We start from the raw sequence: 18,096 nt of genomic DNA, 5'->3' as shown, positions 1-18,096 counted from the left end.
TAAGTCGCTCACTGCTCGTCATTGGGCAGTGCTTTAATTATTGGGTTTGGTATTAGACAGCCTTTAAGAGATTTTGATTAAGAAACTGTATTTCTTTCTCGACTGGTGTTAAGTAATCATTGAAGCTGTGTGGTCTAACTTGACTGTAATAGCCGATGATATAACTGGCGACATCGACTCTTGCTTGAGCCAAATCATCATAACCAGTTTTCGGTACTTCGCTATTGCTCGTCTTGCGAAGCAGTGCTTCTCACCATTCTGTCTTAAAACTTCTAAAAAATCGCTCAGTTGGGGCGTTATCCCTGAGAAGGGATAAGCAAAGCACTGCTTTGCCCCTTCGCAAGGCAAGGGCTATGCCCGCAGTGAATTACCACGGCGACTCATACTATGTTTCATGCCTTTGCACTGGGCAATCGCATCGGCAAATGCTCGACTGGTGTAATGCGTACCTTGATCAGAATGAAATAGCACATTGGATGGCTCTAAACGCACCGTATAAGCCATGTTAAGGGCTTGTATTGTCAGTTTACTGTCAGGGCTATCACTCATGGCAAATCCCACACCACAATATTGCGAGAGAATAGGTCAATCACCACCGCTAAATAACAAAATCCTGCTTGGGTACGGATGTAAGTCACATCGCCTGTCCATACTTGGTTTGGCGCAGTTGGGCTGAATGCTCGTTTAAGCAGGTTGTCATGTATGGCGTGTTCTTTATCCGCTTTGCTGTAGCGATGGCGGATAAGCTGACGGCTGACCAAGCCTTGCTGTGCCATGATTTTGCTTGCTTTGTAGCGAGTGAGTTTGACATTATGTTGTTGGCTCACGATCGCTGATAGCGTTCTTGCCCCTGCCGAGCCTTTGGATTGGGCAAAGGCTTGTTTTACCCAGAGCGTTAAGTTGATTTGCTTAAGGCTGGGCATTTTGGGCTTTTTTGCTAAATAGTGGCTACTCCTTGCTACGCCAAATAGCTCACATAATTTAACTTTACTGATTGGGGGATTTGCTTTGGCTAGTTTCTCTATTAGCGGTGAAAGCCGAGACTGTCTATCGCTAATAGAGCTGATGCCCACTCGAGCATAGCTCTCGCCTTGCGTCGGGGCGAAGCAGTGCTTCGCTTATCCCTCCTCATTTAAAATATCTCGCTCTAGTTTGAGCTGGGCTACTTCTTTTTTTAGTCGCTGAATTTCTCGTTGTTCTTCTGTTAGGGCGTTACCCTTCGCTATGGGGTTGCCTCGTTTTTCTCTGCGATAGCGTGTTAGCCAGTTCTCTAACGTGGATTCAGCTATTTCATATTGGGTGGCTACGTCACTAGGTTTTTGCCCTTGTTCCTCTATGAGTTTTATCATTTCTAGTTTAAATGCAGGTGTGTATGTTTTGCGAACTTTTGTCATGAGATTATTCCTCCGATTGGGGTATTATAATCTCTTATTACCTGTCTAGCTTTATTATGCCACTACAGTTGCGACTAAATTTAGACGGCAGAGGGTGTTTGATTATAGGGAGCTAACAAGTTTGTTATAAATGCAGCCATTGATAATGAGAACTGTTTGCCACCGTGTTCTATCACTTGACTAACTAGTGTGAGCTGAGAAAATTTTTCTACCAATAATGGTGAATATTGCTGCAGCGGTAAACCTAGAGCTTTAAGTTTGGCTTCATACGCTGACCAATGCTTTGCGAGAGTTTCAGCGGATGACGTCCCGTGTTTGAGCCCTGTTGGTCTGTCATTGGGAAAATAAAGCTCCCAAAACGTGCTAATTTCTTGCTCGCTCATGCCGTCAAAATCTGAGATATGGCATAAATCCAATGCCACACGTTGATCCGACCACATTACAGCCACCAACGGCAAGGCATAACTAATGGCCAAATGATAATCTATTTTTGACACAGGTTTGGGCTGGGTGATGCTTTGTAACATTAGCGGTTCAAGTCGCAGTTTGGCAGGGTGTCCTGCTTGGTGAAAAATATAGCTAATTTGGTCGTGGTCAAAAAAGTAATCGGTGAGTTCATTATCTAGAATCGCTCGTCGGCATCGGCGTTGGGTGCGGCTGATTTGCAAATCAAATAAATGAATCTGCTGATGGTTCAATGTAATAGTTTTAAGGTACATGGCGGTTTTTCCCTTCATTATTACCATTAGGCTATAAAAAGAACGATAATTTTCAATCTTAATTATTGTTTGCTTACAGATACCGCAGGTGAGCCACTCCAAATACTATCGGAGGGTAGTTCCTCGCCTTTCATCACTAAAGTCATCGGCTCGATGATAACATTATCATGAATTTGGGTGTCGTATAGCACAGTACTACGAGAGCGGACAGTGACGCCATTGCCCAGTTTAACTGTACCGATTTTCATGATACGGTCTTCAAACAGGTGTGTTTGGGGTCCTGTGTGGTTGTTGAGTTCACAGTCATCGCCCAAGGTCACGCAGTCAAACTCGGTCATGTCGGTGCTATCGAGCCATGCCCGTCTGCCGATTTTTGCCCCGAATAATCGCATTACCCAAGGCAAATACACTGTACCCCGCAGATAGTTGTTGATACTCGGGATGACGATGGCTTCATATAGGCTGGTAATGGCTTCAGATAGCCACACAAATAGTGTCCACATCGGAGCAGAACGTGGGCGGTATTTGCCGACTAACAGCCATTTGAGCAATGCCACAAACACGATACTGCCAAGTCCGTATAGCACGCCACAGCCCAATAGAGCGAGTATTGCCATGGCTGTGTCATAGTTTTTTTCAACATCTAGCACCAACTCAACAATGCTATAACCAACACCAATGATAAAAGACAACGGCAACACAATACGCAAACCTTCGATAAACGCACGGCTGATAAAGCGGGCAGTACTTGGGGCAAAGGTGAGTTTGGGGTCATAGCCTATGATAGTCTCACGGGCGGGTAGACGAATTGCTGGCGTACCGAACCAAGTTTGTCCTTGCGGGGTCTGCCCTTGTCCTGCATCACTCATAGCCTTGCCCGTATGAGCCTGTTGCATTTGTTCGTTGGTTGGCACACGAGATTGCACACCAATCAGCACGTCATCGGGGATTTGACTACCGTCTGGGACATATGCCCCATTACCCACAAAGGAGCGACTACCCACAACAGTAGGCTTTAGGTGCATCCAACCTTGGCGGATCTCTTCATCACCCAACATCACTGCATCGGCGATAAAGCTGTCATCGCCCAAGGTAAGCATATCGGGTACAACCCCCATAGCAGTTGAGATTTCGGCATTTTTACCTACTTTAGCCCCTAGCAAGCGATACCAATACGGGGCATACACGGTTGCATAAATACCATGCAGTGTCTGAAGGCTCGACTCTTGAATCAAATTGGCGAGCCATTTACGCCGATATAGACTGCCATGCACAGGGTGCATACCAGCTTGCAGTTTTGGCACGGCAAGCCAACGTATGGCCGCCGACACTAAAACAGTCAAGAATATCATAATGGCAGTTCCAGGAATGGCTAGGATAAAGTAACGTAGCATCGTCCAATGATAGCCTTCAGCTTGAAAGAAGGGTAACACAAACTTTTCATCGAACGCATCGACCATAATGAAGGTTGGGAAAATCGGCATATAAAACAAACAAGCAACCAACACCATACCTAGCAAATAATACAAGTGTAAGCGCATACCGATGTTTTGCGGCTGTGATGCTGGCATTGGCTCAGGCTTATTGGTCGGTTGTAGTGGAGCACCTTGCCATGCGGTATTGGCTGGCAACTGCATACCACTTACCACAGCGGCTAAACCATCTAAATAACTGCCGTCTGCCATGGTGGTGTTGCCTTCTAGAACCGAGTACGAGCCGACATAGGTATCATTTCCCAACGCAATCTGCCCGAGATGTAGCCAGCCTTTTTCAACATACGCATTGTCAAGATTGACTCCATTGCCGATATCCACATTATTGCCAATGCTCAGTAAATGCGGATTGCGAATAGTAATTGAGCCAATATTGACATTGTTACCAACTTTCGCCCCTAATGCTCGCAGGTAGCTAACATACAGGCTTGAACCCGCAAGCAGATAACTGGGTGCAAGGTCAGTCAATCTATCCGACAGCCACCAGCGTAGATATACGCTACCCCATAGCGGATACCGCCCTGCTGTTACTCTAGCAATCAGCAAACGGTTACCGACAATAGCGATCATAAAGCCGAGTAACTCCACCGCCAAAAAGGTTAATAGCGACCATACAATCGCTGTCAACATTGAGTCGCCAGGACTACCTGTAAAATAGTTGTACACAAAAAATGGGGCAAGCCATTTCATGATTTGTAACATGATGATAAAGGGCAAATACGTGGTCTGTACCAAAGTCGCCACCAAGCGTTGGCTAAAGCTCGCCGAATAACGAGTGATTTTCGCATGCTCCCCTTGTAAACCACGATTATCATAGGTAGCTATCCGCATTTTATCGGCAATACCTATCACCGTGCGAGCTTGATAAATATCTGCAATCGTCAAATGACTAAATTGTGGCACTTGGCGCAGTTGTGAAATTAACTTAGCAACTAAAAGCGAATGTCCGCCCAAATCATCGAAAAAATCGGCTTTTAACGAGATTTGTTGCACCCCAAGCAAGGTTCTTAGTTTGTCAAACAATAGGGTTTCGGCTTCATCGGCTGGCTCATCGCCTTGCATCTCACTTTGAATGCCGGCAAGTGGCATGGCTTTTAGCACTTTGCGGTCGATTTTACCCGAGGCAAGGCGGGGCACTTGGCTATCGGTGAGCCATTCAAAACGGGCAGGCATCATATAACTTGGCAAGCGTTGGCGTAATAAATGGCGTAAATCTTGCTGACTATAGCCGTCACTTGATGCTTGTTTATCGGCATCATCCGCCACCACAAAGGCGACTAGCTGGTCTACATCATTGAGCGGACGTAGCACCACTGCTGATGTGCCGATATTGTCAATGTCCACCAACGCCGATTCGATTTCACCAAGTTCAACCCGAAAGCCCCGAATTTTGATTTGGTCATCGGCACGCCCAAACATAAAGATATTGCCAAATGCATCAATTTTTGCCAAATCGCCCGTACGATACAGAATTTTTTCATCGTCATTACTGGCGACTGGATTGTCGATAAATTTCTCGGCGGTCAACTCTGGACGACCCAAATAACCCAACGCCACCGCACGCCCAAAGATACACAACTCACCTGTGGTATCAATCGGCAAAATTTCGCCATTCTCCCCACGAACTAACATGCCATAGTTAGGCAGTGGAATACCGATAGTCACAGGTTCATTAGGCTTGAGTAAAGCAAGGCTTGCCGAAACCGTCGCTTCAGTCGGTCCATAGGTATTAAACAATTGACGACTAGGAATATTGTCTGGTTTGGCAAAACGTCTGACCACTGCATCGGGGCACATTTCACCACCCAAGTTCATGATACGAATGCTCGGCACATCATCTGGCAACAGAGCGACCAAGGTCGGTACGGCGTGTAACACGGTGATTTGATTGTCACTTAACGCTTGATACAAGGCTTCTGGGTCGGCAACAATGGCTTTTGGGGCTATCCATAGGCTTGCCCCGACCAAATAACTTATCCAAATTTCTTCAAATGACATATCAAATGCCACCGAAAAGCCTTGATACACTTTGTCATTGGCATTGATGCCCAATCTCCCATTTTCCGAGCGTAGAAAATGACAAATACTGCCTTGCGACAGCAAAATCCCTTTGGGCTTGCCGGTACTGCCAGACGTATAAATCACATACGCAGGGTCATGAATGCTGACCGCCCCGCGGCGTAGCCAGTTTTGTGGCGGATAGTCGCGCTTGTCTGGCATACTGGCACGCAAAGACTCCACTGTCCAAAGCTCGACCGGCAAACTTGCCAACACCTCAGCCACCACAGGTTTTAGTTCATCGGAGGTAATCAAGCCTACTGCATGCGCATCTTCTAGGCATACCATAATCCGCTCTGGTGGAATATCAGCATCCATCGGTAGCCACCCCGCTCCCGTTTTAGCAATGGCAAGCTGACTAATCAGCAAGTCTAGGCCGCGATTTTGCCATAACCCGACCAACTGCCCTGATTTTACCCCTTTGGCAAGCAATCTATCCGCTAACAAATCGGCTTGGGTATTTAGCTCAGCGTACGTCAGCCTTTTGCAACCAAAAGTCAATGCTATTTGATCTGGGTAAGTATGTGCTGTAGCTTCAAAAATATCAGCAAGACATTCATCTCGCAAAAAGCTCGGCACTGTAGCTCCGCGCACGATAGACAATGTGCTATTAACTTGCGGTATAGCAAGTTGGGCTGGACTGATGTCAGTGCTAGGGTTGGGTATAAGGGAGAAGGGGGATACAACAGGATTATTCATGAGAGCTACCAAATTTAAAGCAAATCAGTAATTTGGTGACATAGTAATGGTCAGAGATTAGATTAAAATTAGCATACTGATGTCCATTGTAACTTTATGTAAATGTTATTAATCAATAGAAATATAGTCAATTTAGCAATAACCCTATTTTTAGCTTAAAAACCAGGTAGTTAAGTTGGTTACCCCTGTCACAGCTATCCGCCGAATAGCTAGGCGTTTTGCATTCTTTTTGGTAGTGAGAAACACTGATTCTCAAGGCAATAGCGTTAACAATGAGGTTAAATAATAAAAACGACTGGCAAAACCAGTCGTAAGGAGAATATCTAAAGCGAGTTTTTGTTAGTATTAGAGAACGAAACTGCTATTATTTAGCGATACCGCCATGACCTGAACAAGCCCCACGGGTTGATTTGGCTTTTGAGATTGAGCCATCTTTACATTTAAACCCTGAGGTGGTCACTTTTTTTGTCACAACTGTGGTTTTGCTAGTAGGTACGGTTTTGGTCGCTTTAGAGACCGATTTAATGGTGGTGGTTTGGGCTTTGGTCGCTACAGTGGTGGCTGGAGTGGTTTTCACCGCTGTGGTAGTTTTTGACGCAGGCACGGCTGGTTGTGTGGTCGTGGCAGCGAAGCTAACTGAGGCAATAGCCGTTGCAGCAGATAAAGCAATAATTTGAGCGATTTTCATTTCAAAAATCCTTACAAGATAAAGGGTCAATGTGTCGGCAAATAAGCTTGCTCATTGTGAGCATTGCTATATTTGGTGGGGTCATTATCCAGTGTTTTGACTTAGCGTTTACTTAGCAAAAATGGGCTGAAAACCGTCGAATTGTTATTGCAATGTAATTATTTTTGCTCAAGTCTTGGGGCTTCTTGCGTGATATCCCAACTGACATACGCATTTAACCCTTGTATGGTATGGCGTTGGCTGTCATAGCGATTTGATAAGCGAAAACTGCCGCCTGAATGGTTGACCAAGTTACTCACAATTGACAATCCCAAGCCAAAGCCACTAGGATTACTGGGATCAGCCGATTGCTGAGATGGTAAATTAGCGTGGGCTTGATAAAACGGCTCTAACACCTTGCTCAGCTCAGCTTCATCAATGCCTTGCCCTGTATCTTGGACAGTTAACGTTATGGTGGAGTGTTGGATTTGACTGTTGACATTGAGTAAATTAGTTTGGGTCAGACTGATATCCACCTTGCCATCATTGGGTGTGTATTTGATGGCATTTTCTAGCAAATTTTGCACAATCAATTTAAAGCCCAATTCATTGATAGGCAGTTGCACATCAAGCAAGTCATCCACACCTAAGCTGATATGTTTTTTTTCGGCAATTGGATAGTAGTCTATGAGCAACTGCGATATCACTTGCGTGGTCGAATAGCTGCTAATGGTAGCAGGGGATTGAAATTGTTCGGTTTTTGCCAATAACAATAGCTGATTCATCAGATGATTATTACGTTTGATACTCTCAAGTAATTCATCCACTCGTGTTTGATAATCAGTTGTGCCTACTGTGAGATATTTGAGTTGTTCGGCTTGTAGTAGTACTGCTGTCATGGGCGTACGAAGCTGATGCGAGGCATTGGCCACAAAGCGTTGGTTCATCGCCATGGTGGTCGTCAAATCTTTGATTTGCTGTTGAATCAGACGTAAGAACGGTTGAATTTCACTGGGTAAATCTTGCACCAACTCATCACTAATCAGTAAGCTTAAATCTTGGGGCTGAGCGGTTGCAAAGCGAGTGGGTGACACACTAGAGTGTTGCAAAATCTCTGTCACCGTCCGCAGCGGTAAAAATAGCTGATTAATGGTCAAAACCAGCACCAACACCAATAGTGGAATCAATAATAATAAAGGCAAAGTCATCTGTTTGGCACTTTGCCATGCTAAGGTATGATGAATGTTTGAATTCTCGGCAACCAAAAGCCGAGTGGTGAGTTGATTGTTGTCGGTATTTTTGGGGTCTGCGGTGAATAAATACACGCGCCATTGACCTGTATTACCTACAATGTCGTACAGACCATCGGCTTTATGTGACAGCCTTGCCAAAGTGTTGGCATCAAAGTAGTTTGCTAGGCGTTTATCGCTAAGCCAAAAAATCAGGGTTTGGTTTTCGGCGTTGTCGATGTTAAGAATATCGACGTTGATGGGGGTTTGGTCGGCAGTGTTTATCACTTGAGTGGGTAAATCGTAATCAGCATTGACCTGATTTCGCTCAAAGGTCAAATCATGGCTTTTGGCGAGGCTGACAAGGCTTGCTAGTTTCATGTCTTGTAGCTTTTGGGCTTGTTTGTAGCCTTGCCACGCGCTAAACCCTGCGACACAGCTAATAAATAGCAACACCACACTGGTCACAGTCACAATCAATCGCCATTGCAGCGAATGTTGATACTTGGCTGCCCGGTGAGAGGGGCTGGGTTGGGGCGGAGCCGTGAGCATCAAGATTTCTTATCTACAAACCAACCCAAGCCACGGATGTTTTTGATGACATCGCTGCCCAGTTTTTTGCGTAACGAATGAATGATAAATTCAATTACATTACTTTCAATTTCGCTATGCCACGAGTAGATTTTCTCTTCTAACGCTTGGCGTGACTGTACTGCACCTGCATGGCTCATTAAGGCGTATAATACCGCATATTCACGGTTGCTTAAGTATTTCCATTCGCCTTGATACTGCACTTGACGGCTGTCCAAATCTAGGGTCAAAACGTCATTACTGAGTTGATTGCACTGGTAGCCAAGCTGACGGCGTTTGACTGCTCGAATACGGGCGAGCAACTCGCTCAAATCAAACGGTTTGACCAAATAATCATCCGCCCCCAAATCCAACGCTTGCACCCGCTCTTTGACATTGTCATTGGCGGTTATTATGATGATGGATAAATCTTTGGCGTACGCCTGTCTGCGAGCCACACTAATCAGGCTAAGCCCGTCTTCATACGGCATGTTCACATCTAGCAATAGTACTTCATAGTTATTGGTCGCTATTGCATGATGGGCTTGCTTACCGTCTTTGACCCAGTCGATGGCATCGCCATGTACCTCAAATGCTCCTTGCAAGGCTTGACCGATACGCCCGTCATCTTCTGCCAATAAAATCCTCATGATTTCGCCTATGATTTTTATTAAAATTGCGAAACACTTTATGCCAAATGATTCAATACTTCAACTGATGTATACTGAAAAAAACGCAGAGAAATATTTGGGGTTACCGCAGAATTCGGAGAAAATAGTACGCTAAGGGGTGGTGCATCAAAAAGTATGCTGACATCAAACATACCCATTATTAATGTAAAAGAACGTTAAATCAAAGGCTTTATAGTCATTTTCAAGCTTTTTGGAAAAGTTACAACTTCGCCTAAATGCTCGTTTTATCCTATGCCGAATGTGGCAATTATTACATTCAATGCCTACTATAAAAAACTTACCAATCTTTTGAGTAAAGCCTTTGAAACGAGTAACGAAACTATCCCGTGTATCACTGGCAATAACCGTACAAGTTACGCCCAGTTTTTTAAGCTTTGCTCTTAATCGTCTAACTGTTTTGAGGTCTCGCATTCCCACACATAAGCAATAATTTCGCCTGTTTGACGGTGATAAGCATAAATCAGCCATTGTTTGTTGCTCTTTTTACCCACTTTTACCAACGAACGTCCAAAGCTCATCTACTTCTAGTTGCTCATAGTGACTTTGCTTTAGTATCAATTGGTAATTGCATTTTCCCAAAGCAGCTAATACTTTTCCTTGGCTGATTTTTTTAATGCAAGCAATGTCTCTTATCTTACTACCTCGTATCATTAATTGACGTATTTTGCTATCCTTTTGGGAGTGACAACCACGGTAGCTTAAAGCATGGTCTCCAACAAATTGCCTACCACAGTCTTTGCATTGGTAGTTTTGTTTGCCATCGCTTTTTATGCCGTTTTTCCTTATACTGTCCCTTAGACAGGCTGGGCAGTTGATATATAGTGTTATTTGCATTTCACTATATTATCAATTCTCAGCCTGTTTTTTTACAGCATACTTTTTGATGCACTACCCAAGATTTAAATACCTATTACATCATACCACCACAAAAAGATGATAACGCATGGCAATCAATATCAAGACGCTTGAAGCTAGTCAGCATAACTATATAAATCATTTATGGGGAATGCCAAATTTGAGTGATGTATTGGCAGGACTGTCTTTGGCAGGGATATTGCTTCCCGAGTCGGTGGCATATGCTGCCATTGCAGGTTTGCCACCTATTCACGCACTGTTGGGTTGTCTGATTGGTTTGAGTGTGTATGCCATTATTGGATCAAGTCGACAAGCGATTGTATCACCAACATCATCGGCTGCCGTGATTTTTACGTCTGCAGCCGCTGTGAGTAGTGATATGGGATTTGCTTTGATGTTGGTGGCAGGACTGATGTTTATCGTGGTAGGGTTGCTCAAAGTTGGATTTATTGGCTCGTATATTTCTCGCCCTGTGATGCAAGGTTTTGCTTGGAGTTTGGCGATTACCATTATGCTCAAGCAATTACCGCATTTACTAGGTATTGAGACCACTCAGTCGAATTTTTTTAACTTATTGCTTGAGCTTTTCCATAAATTTTTTACCCTCAATATCACAAGTACGGCGATAGGCGTGACAGCCTTGGTGGTGTGGTTAATACTAAATCGGTTAAAAATAAAATATTTACCGAGTTCATTGGTGGTGTTGGTGGGTGGTACAGTGTTTGTGGGGCTGTTAGGCATTTCAGATACGGTAAAATTAGTAGGAGTGATTCCATTGAGCAATTTGGGCATTCATTTCCCACAACTGACAGCCCAGCAGTGGATTTCGGTATGCCAACTTGCACCAGCGTTATTATTGATTATTTTTGCTGAATCGTGGGAATCGGTGCAGATGCTATCTAGCCAAACAGGTGAACAAGTCGATCCCAACCGAGAATTAGTGGCTTTGGGTCTCGCCAATATGCTGTCAGGGGCGGCAATGGCTCTGCCTGTGGGTGCTGGTTTTTCTGCGTCGAATGCAAGCTTGACAGCAGGGGCGGCAAGTAAATGGGCAGGGATGATTACGGCGATTAGTTTGGCATTGCTGCTATTGTTTGGGCGTACTGGCTTGTCACAGATTCCGATACCTGTTTTGGCAGCGGTGGTGCTTGGGATTTTATCCAGGCATTTGTTTCCCAAAGATATTTTAAAGGGGATAAAATTAGGGGCAGATGCTTGGCTTGCGATTATGTGTGTATTGACGGTGCTTTTTTTTGGAGTGTTATTTGGGATGACGGTATCGGTGGGAGTCTCGCTACTGTTGGCAATGTATCAATTTTCCAAACCGTTGATGAGTGAGCTAGGTCAATTACCCGACAGCCATGATTTTGTTGACGTCACTTTGCATCCGAATGCCATTGTAGCCAAAGACATGCTTATTGTCCGCCCTGAAGAGCCAATATTTTTTGCCAATGCAGAGCGTATTTTTGACAATATCATCAGCCTTGCTAAGCAAAGAAATATTCAAAAAATCATCATTAGCATGGAAGCAAGTGATAGCCTTGATACGACGACGCTTTATGCTTTGCAAAGCTTTGTAGAAAAGGCTCTCAAGCAAAATCGCCAAATCAGTCTTGCTCGGGTCAAGGACAATGTGCGAGCGCGTATTGCTGATTTTACCACGCATGAGACAATGGTAAATTTACCGATGTTTTGGAGTGTGGATGATGCGTTTTTGAGCTCGTTAAGATAGCTTCAATTCAGCTATCTCCAATCCGCCTTGTAGTTAGAACCTGTTCTGATGGTGAAGAGCTGCATGAACCTAACTGAACCGCCCCGACTATTTCGGAGTCTGGTTTACTTGAGTCAGGCAGCAATACCTGACAGGATTAAATTATCATAATACCGCTTTTCAAACTCAAAGGGTGACACACATCCAATCGTGCTATGCAAACGGGTTTTATTAAACCAGTCCACCCACTAAAGGATTGCCAGTTCAACATCGTTCACACCAGTCTAGTTTTGCTTTAAATAATCAATCACCTCAGACTTATAAAGCCCATTGATCGTTTCAGCCAATGCGTTGTCTGAGCGAGGAAATAGCGAAGCACTGCTTCGTCCGAGTGCAAGACGTAGGGCTATGCCCGAAGTGGAGTCGCCTGTTGTACCAACAGAGGTAATCACGCCAGAATCCGTCATTTTATCAGTATAGCGAATGGATAAGTACTGAACCCCTCGATCACTGTGATGAATGACATCTTTGGGATGGTTTCTATCTGCTATTGCTTGATTTAAAGCCGCCATCACCATATCGGTGTTCATAGGGGTCAGCACAGAAAACGGAAAAATAGGGCGGCAAGGACTTTTGTTTATTCTTAAGTATCTGATAATTAAAAAATTTCTAATTTACAAAAGCTTTCCACCCATTATGTTCATTAGTGTCTAACAAGCTAAAATAAATGGTTTGTTATCCAATGATTACTCAATAAGTATACGAACATTTATACCCCCTTTTTAGGGCATATTTGCTCATTAAAAACATCTGTCTAATAAACCCTGGTTTTCTAGACACTTCCATTTTCACAAAAAACAGGGGCTTTTATCCCCTATTTTTGTAAATTAACTTGTCTATTAAACAGCGTCGGATAAACCCATTACTAGAGCTTATCAAAAACTCAAAATAAACTTAGGCCAGACTGGAAATTGATATAGTTGGAAAACTACGCCAAATGAGCAATCTCATCAATAAGCTCAGGTTTTTTGCCCAATAATTTAAGTGAAACTTGCGCTGAACCGCTCGGTTTGCGCTGACCTTGCTTCCAAGACTTTAGCGTATTGACCGAAATACCAATATTTTAACTATCAGCGTCAGCGCTTAGCTCATAGCTTTGACTACGCCCAGATTCCGCAGATTTAACCAGTACGCCCTTATCGACCAAATCATTAATATCTCTCAGTGCTGTATCTGCTGATGTTTTGGTCATCATTGCCCATTTCTTGGTGGTCAATTTACCAAAGAAGTCGCCCCATAATCGATTAATCATCATCACTTGGCGTTCATTAAATGTTGTATGGCGATGCGTATGCCAAAATTGGGCTTTATCAACCGTCCTTTGGGTACGAGTGAGTGCTGTGATTAAAGCCTGTTCAAGCGTTTGTAAAAACCAAACCAACCAGTCTGTCACTGACGTTAAGCCTTTTTGAGTGGATTCCAAAATCTTATAATACTCTGACCGAGTTGCTAAAATTTGAGCTGACATACTATAGAAACGCCTGCCACTGCCATCGCTTTTAGCGAGCATACGCTCGGTAATCGCCCGAGTTAAACGCCCATTGCCATCTTCAAAGGGGTGCAGGGTCACAAACCATAAATGCGCAATACCGGCTTTTAAGGTTAAATCTAAATCAGGTTGGTCCTCATTATACCAAGCAATAAATTTAGCCAACTCATCTGGCAATCGTTGTACTACTGGTGCTTCAAAATGCACTTTAGTGCGACCATAGCCCCCTGATACCACTTGCATGGCACCTGTACTATCATCTCGAAGTCTGCCCGCCTGTATTTTATATAACCCACTAAAACCCGTGGGAAATAACGCCCGATGCCAAGCAAAGATTTCATCAAGTGTCAGTGGTTGGTCAAAATGAAAACTGGCTCTTAACATCATCTCCACAATAGCATCGATTTCTCGAGTGGGTGTTACCAGGGTATCCGGGTCGTATAGGTGTTCAATACCTAAATGCCGAGCAACCGATGAGCGTACCTGCTCATTATTGAGTATCTCCCCTTCTATCTCAGACGTTTTAATCACTTCAAGCGTCACAGCGTCCAATTGGGCTTCAAGCGGCAACTCAAAGCCCAGGCTTTGCATTTTACCAAGTAGTTTACCTTGTAATAGACGCACATTAGCCACCAATGGTAATAACTGATTGTTATCAATTTGCCAATCGGTCCAGTTCGGATAGTCGTGAATGTATTTTTTATACAGCATTTATATATAGTAATAAAAAGTAAATGCGGTAATTATAGCAAACAATTACCGCAAAATATGCGGAGAATAATTGATTTTATATTAGTTGATTTTTGTTTAGTAATTAGATTCTAACAACCAATCCACAATATAAATCAGTGGAATACCGTCAATTTGGCGACGCTCATCATACTTTCCTGTAATAACTATCTTTTTATGATTATCTCGTATATGTAATAAATTATCCGTTTCATGGGTATTCTCTGGGATTTGATAAGTCACTTGCACATACAGCAATTCATCCGCCCTGCGAGCCACAAAATCAATTTCTTTACTGTCTAAACGACCCACATCCAGTGTATAGCCCCGTCTTAATAGCTCCAAAAACACAATATTTTCCAACCGATTGGCATAATTTGCCGCTTTTTTACCAATTGCATGACGCCTTAAGCCATTATCGACAATAAAGTACTTAGGATTGGTCTTAAGATACCCCTTACCTCGAATATCATATTGCTGCACCTTATAGAACAAAAACGCATTTTCTAATAATTCAAGATATTTACTAATGGTATGATTCGAGGTTGGCACTCGCTCACTGGTCAATGTGTTACTGATTTTGCTTGGATTAACTAACTGCCCGACATTATCAGCTAAAAATAAAATGACGCTTTTTAAAATATGGGTATCTTTCACCCCTGCCCGATGCGCAATATCATTGAGCACAATCGAATCAAAAATTCCTGATAAGATGGTATCCTTCAAAGGCTCATCTGCTATAACAACACTGGGAAACCCGCCGTATTGTTCATACTCAAGGTAATATTTATCAACCAACCTAGAATCCACAGGTACTTGCTTAGCTAACAAAAACTCTCTAAAGGACAAAGGATAAATGTTAATCGCCACATAGCGACCGCTTAATAAAGTCGCCAATTCCCCAGAGAGTAAATTCGCATTAGAGCCTGTAATCACAATATCGCTATTAAAGCTAACTCGGACCGCATTAATAATTTTTTGCCATCCGTCTACAAATTGGATTTCATCAAATAACAAATAGACCTTATTTTCACTGCCTTTAAGTTTCTCATTCATTAATTGGCTAAAATCATCCGCATTTTTGACCCACTGGTACTCAAAACTCTCAAAATTCAGATAAATAATATTTTCTGCACTAATTTGTTGAGACAGCAAATAATCTCGATATTGCATCAATAAAACAGATTTACCAGAACGGCGCACCCCGGTTATCACTTTTATAAAATCTGAATCTTTAAATTGAATCAGTTGCTGTAAATAATTTTCTCGAGAAATCATTAATTATCCCATTTAGTATTTTATTTCTAATTTTAGCAAATTAACAAAATATTGGAAACTAATTTCCAATTAAAACTAAAAATTCTAATTAATAGAAAATAAAAGCATTTTTTTAGAAAAATATACATTATTTGAAGCGTATTTCATTTTATCTAGTTTTTACGGATTTTTTAAAATAAATAATCAATTTATCACCAAAGAACAAACTCATAAATAAATGTTATAAATTTTCTTTAAATATTAATTCAACAAAAACACCTGTTATTGTTGAATAAATCAGGATGAGCAATTTTAATTGTTTTTTCCCTGATTTTATTCAATAATATTGTCTATTATTTATTTCAATGAAAACCTATCAATAATATTATGCTAGTCATTTATTTTTGTGTTTTATTGTAATTTATGTATTGACAATAATATTTTTATTCTAAATTTTAATTGATTCTTTTTAGATATTATATATTATATTTGGATAATTTTTAGTTATGATTATCAAATGAGTTAAAAAGCGCTGTTGTTCTTATATGGTAGATATTTGTTCACTATTTTAGTGATACGTTTTTGGCTATTTTTTTAGGAGGGTATTTTGACGGTTCAGGTAATTGGTTATGCTCGGGTATCAACCAAGGAGCAAGATTTATCTTTACAGTTGGATGCGTTAAGTAAATACGGTTGTGATCGAATTTTTACCGATAAGCTAAGTAGTGTGAAAGAACGCCAAGGGTTAACAGATGCGTTAGGCTATTTACGCGATGGTGATACCTTGGTGGTTTGGAAGCTCGATCGGTTGTGTCGCTCCCTACCCGATTTGATTAAAATCAGTGAGCAAATTCGGACGGCGGGTGCACAGCTTGTGAGTATTACTGAGAGTATTGATACCAGCACACCTGCAGGACGGTTGTATTTTAATATTTTAGGAGCACTGGGTCAGATGGAGCGTGAGCTGATTCAAGAGCGGGTAAAGGCGGGTCTTGCGGCAGCGCGTCGCCGTGGTAAAGTCCCTGGTAAGCCTAGGGTGAGTGAGGAGAAGTTGGAACTCGCTCGCCGAGAGTTGTCGAGTGGGCGGACGTATCCTGAGGTGGCAAGAATTCTAGGGGTGCATCCGCAGACGTTGTATCGGTTGGTGCCGGTTAAGAGTTTGGGCATCTAAAATGTGGGTAATTTCGTTAATACACTCTGGCTTTTTACTTAAAGAGGCTCGACGTTTATTATCATTTGTAAAAACGCAGATGGGAGAAAACCCTGAAAGCCCAAAATTTACAAAAATGATTAAGTACGAACAGTTTTTCCCAATCAGATCTTGACTACTATTTATGAAAAGATCGTATCGGCACTCCCTGAAATTGTTGATTCAACACAATTTCAGGTCAGTCACGATAATTACCAAATTATTTATGCGATGATGACGATGATGTATAGCCACCACGACTACCCGATGAATAGTAAGTGCCACCATTAGATGAATTGCCATTACTCATATTGTGTATCCCAAAAAATATTATATTTAAGATAACAGATAAAATAATCAGTATCATGTTTACGATGATGGTAGTAGTATTTTTTAAAGTAAAAATCTTAACAAAGACATTTTGCTGACTCTCATAACGATGCGTTTGACTTGACATAATCGCATAGATGATTAACCCAATGACTATCGTCACTATCGAAAATGCAAAAGCCCCACCTGATGGGAAAAACAGTACTATATATAAAACCAATGGCAACTATCAACCAAATAAGATGCCCCATGGATGCGCGCTCAGTCTCATTATGATGCGTTGAATGATTTGGCTCATCACTGGTTAACTGTTCGCCAAACCACTGCCTAAGTTGTCCATGCGCAACCGGTGTTGCTAGCGTATAAGTAATTTCTTGGCTATTTTGTTCACTGGTAATGAGCTGTTGGCCATGGGTAAAGTCCTTAAGCCACATGGTATCATTAAGATTGACACGCCAATTAAAAGCGCCAATCGCATCTACCACTTGGCTTTGATAGCCTTCATCATCGTCACTTCGCCATAATTTATCATCATAGACAATGCCGCCGTGTTGCTTGATAGGCTGTTCGTTTAGTACCCGCGCGAGATACCAACTACTTGACTCTTCAGATAGCCACAAAAAACCATTGGTAAAACTATATAGCAAATACTCGGTCCAAGTGACGTTTTCACCCACTTCTAACAGACGCTGAATACCAATGACCACATAATCGTGGGTGGTTAATAGCTGGTGATTATTAGGTTGTGTTGAACATTTAATATACAAAAGGACATAATGAGGAAATTTTGATAAAAAAATAGCGAAACAGTAAACTTTAAGCTCTGACCCAAAAAGAAGACTGTTCGCTATGCCTCGTCTTATGCTAAATAATCAACACTGGAAGAAGCTAAAACCCATTCTATAGTTAAAACTGTAATATAATAAGCATTTTAAACCAATACCACCATGCCCAA

13 protein-coding genes and 2 pseudogenes are annotated in these 18,096 nt (G+C 42.3%); 2 read left to right on the top strand and 13 right to left on the bottom strand.

Annotated features, from left to right (window positions below):
- Positions 1 to 351: 351 nt before the first annotated feature.
- The 9 genes and pseudogenes from RT084_RS12105 to RT084_RS12065 all read right to left on the bottom strand — a co-directional run bounded on the left by RT084_RS12105 (position 352) and on the right by RT084_RS12065 (position 10,355).
- Positions 352 to 549 (bottom strand): DDE-type integrase/transposase/recombinase, encoded by a 198-nt coding sequence (locus tag RT084_RS12105; RefSeq protein WP_313100287.1) that lies wholly within the window; start codon positions 547 to 549, stop codon positions 352 to 354.
- Positions 546 to 923 carry a DDE-type integrase/transposase/recombinase gene (locus RT084_RS12100; protein ID WP_313100285.1) on the bottom strand — a complete coding sequence of 126 codons (378 nt, stop codon included), beginning with the start codon at positions 921 to 923 and terminating at the stop codon, positions 546 to 548. The genes RT084_RS12105 and RT084_RS12100 overlap by 4 nt, the downstream gene beginning before the upstream one ends.
- A 195-nt stretch (positions 924 to 1,118) precedes the next feature.
- Positions 1,119 to 1,394, bottom strand: coding sequence for a transposase (locus RT084_RS12095; protein WP_203172823.1), 276 nt, complete (start codon positions 1,392 to 1,394; stop codon positions 1,119 to 1,121).
- Between the two features lie 80 nt (positions 1,395 to 1,474).
- On the bottom strand, positions 1,475 to 2,113 hold the full coding sequence (locus RT084_RS12090) for a holo-ACP synthase (protein WP_203172822.1): 639 nt from the start codon (positions 2,111 to 2,113) through the stop codon (positions 1,475 to 1,477).
- Positions 2,114 to 2,175: 62 nt separating this feature from the next.
- Complete coding sequence (locus tag RT084_RS12085) at positions 2,176 to 6,363, bottom strand: Pls/PosA family non-ribosomal peptide synthetase (RefSeq protein WP_409519605.1); 4,188 nt, start codon at positions 6,361 to 6,363, stop codon at positions 2,176 to 2,178.
- 364 nt (positions 6,364 to 6,727) lie between these two features.
- Entirely contained in the window at positions 6,728 to 7,051 is a 324-nt protein-coding gene (locus RT084_RS12080; protein WP_204154955.1) for a hypothetical protein, read from the bottom strand.
- A gap of 158 nt (positions 7,052 to 7,209) precedes the next feature.
- Entirely contained in the window at positions 7,210 to 8,811 is a 1,602-nt protein-coding gene (locus RT084_RS12075; RefSeq protein WP_313100281.1) for a sensor histidine kinase, read from the bottom strand.
- The gene (locus tag RT084_RS12070; RefSeq protein ID WP_203172819.1) at positions 8,811 to 9,479 is read right to left on the bottom strand and encodes a response regulator; all 669 of its coding nucleotides are present in this window, start codon (positions 9,477 to 9,479) and stop codon (positions 8,811 to 8,813) included. Before RT084_RS12070 ends, RT084_RS12075 begins: the two co-directional genes overlap by 1 nt.
- A gap of 165 nt (positions 9,480 to 9,644) precedes the next feature.
- Positions 9,645 to 10,355, bottom strand: a pseudogene (locus tag RT084_RS12065) (IS1 family transposase).
- Positions 10,356 to 10,464: 109 nt separating this feature from the next.
- Here RT084_RS12065 and RT084_RS12060 point away from each other — a divergent pair.
- Entirely contained in the window at positions 10,465 to 12,108 is a 1,644-nt protein-coding gene (locus tag RT084_RS12060) for a SulP family inorganic anion transporter (protein ID WP_313100277.1), read from the top strand.
- Positions 12,109 to 12,221: 113 nt separating this feature from the next.
- On the opposite strand, the pseudogene RT084_RS12055 reads toward RT084_RS12060, so the two are convergent.
- From RT084_RS12055 to RT084_RS12045, 3 genes and pseudogenes are all read right to left on the bottom strand, one after another.
- Positions 12,222 to 12,710, bottom strand: a pseudogene (locus RT084_RS12055) (integrase core domain-containing protein); the annotation flags it as partial.
- Between the two features lie 500 nt (positions 12,711 to 13,210).
- Positions 13,211 to 14,347 carry a Fic family protein gene (locus RT084_RS12050; RefSeq protein ID WP_313078794.1) on the bottom strand — a complete coding sequence of 379 codons (1,137 nt, stop codon included), beginning with the start codon at positions 14,345 to 14,347 and terminating at the stop codon, positions 13,211 to 13,213.
- Between the two features lie 96 nt (positions 14,348 to 14,443).
- Positions 14,444 to 15,643 (bottom strand): ATP-binding protein, encoded by a 1,200-nt coding sequence (locus RT084_RS12045; RefSeq protein ID WP_313078792.1) that lies wholly within the window; start codon positions 15,641 to 15,643, stop codon positions 14,444 to 14,446.
- A gap of 586 nt (positions 15,644 to 16,229) precedes the next feature.
- Here RT084_RS12045 and RT084_RS12040 point away from each other — a divergent pair.
- Complete coding sequence (locus RT084_RS12040; RefSeq protein WP_313100274.1) at positions 16,230 to 16,793, top strand: recombinase family protein; 564 nt, start codon at positions 16,230 to 16,232, stop codon at positions 16,791 to 16,793.
- A 449-nt stretch (positions 16,794 to 17,242) separates the two neighbouring features.
- Here the strand turns inward: RT084_RS12040 and RT084_RS12035 are convergent, their stop codons facing one another.
- A complete protein-coding gene (locus RT084_RS12035; protein WP_313100272.1) occupies positions 17,243 to 17,908 on the bottom strand; it encodes a DUF4178 domain-containing protein in 666 nt (221 codons plus the stop codon).
- Positions 17,909 to 18,096: the final 188 nt, after the last annotated feature.

The organism is Moraxella sp. CTOTU48717, assembly GCF_032057165.1.
GTDB lineage: Bacteria > Pseudomonadota > Gammaproteobacteria > Pseudomonadales > Moraxellaceae > Faucicola > Faucicola tetraodonis.
The sequence above is the reverse complement of the archived record's forward strand: the minus strand, read 5'-3'. Positions and strand labels throughout refer to the sequence as shown.

Excerpts from the sequence above, each read along its gene's own strand:
- RT084_RS12045 (WP_313078792.1), bottom strand. The coding sequence starts at position 15,643 with ATGATTTCTCGAGAAAATTATTTACAGCAACTGATTCAATTTAAAGAT.
- RT084_RS12080 (WP_204154955.1), bottom strand. The coding sequence starts at position 7,051 with ATGAAAATCGCTCAAATTATTGCTTTATCTGCTGCAACGGCTATTGCC.
- RT084_RS12105 (WP_313100287.1), bottom strand. The coding sequence starts at position 549 with ATGAGTGATAGCCCTGACAGTAAACTGACAATACAAGCCCTTAACATG.
- RT084_RS12085 (WP_409519605.1), bottom strand. The coding sequence starts at position 6,363 with ATGAATAATCCTGTTGTATCCCCCTTCTCCCTTATACCCAACCCTAGC.
- RT084_RS12090 (WP_203172822.1), bottom strand. The coding sequence starts at position 2,113 with ATGTACCTTAAAACTATTACATTGAACCATCAGCAGATTCATTTATTT.
- RT084_RS12095 (WP_203172823.1), bottom strand. The coding sequence starts at position 1,394 with ATGACAAAAGTTCGCAAAACATACACACCTGCATTTAAACTAGAAATG.
- RT084_RS12060 (WP_313100277.1), top strand. The coding sequence starts at position 10,465 with ATGGCAATCAATATCAAGACGCTTGAAGCTAGTCAGCATAACTATATA.
- RT084_RS12070 (WP_203172819.1), bottom strand. The coding sequence starts at position 9,479 with ATGAGGATTTTATTGGCAGAAGATGACGGGCGTATCGGTCAAGCCTTG.
- RT084_RS12075 (WP_313100281.1), bottom strand. The coding sequence starts at position 8,811 with ATGCTCACGGCTCCGCCCCAACCCAGCCCCTCTCACCGGGCAGCCAAG.
- RT084_RS12050 (WP_313078794.1), bottom strand. The coding sequence starts at position 14,347 with ATGCTGTATAAAAAATACATTCACGACTATCCGAACTGGACCGATTGG.
- RT084_RS12100 (WP_313100285.1), bottom strand. The coding sequence starts at position 923 with ATGCCCAGCCTTAAGCAAATCAACTTAACGCTCTGGGTAAAACAAGCC.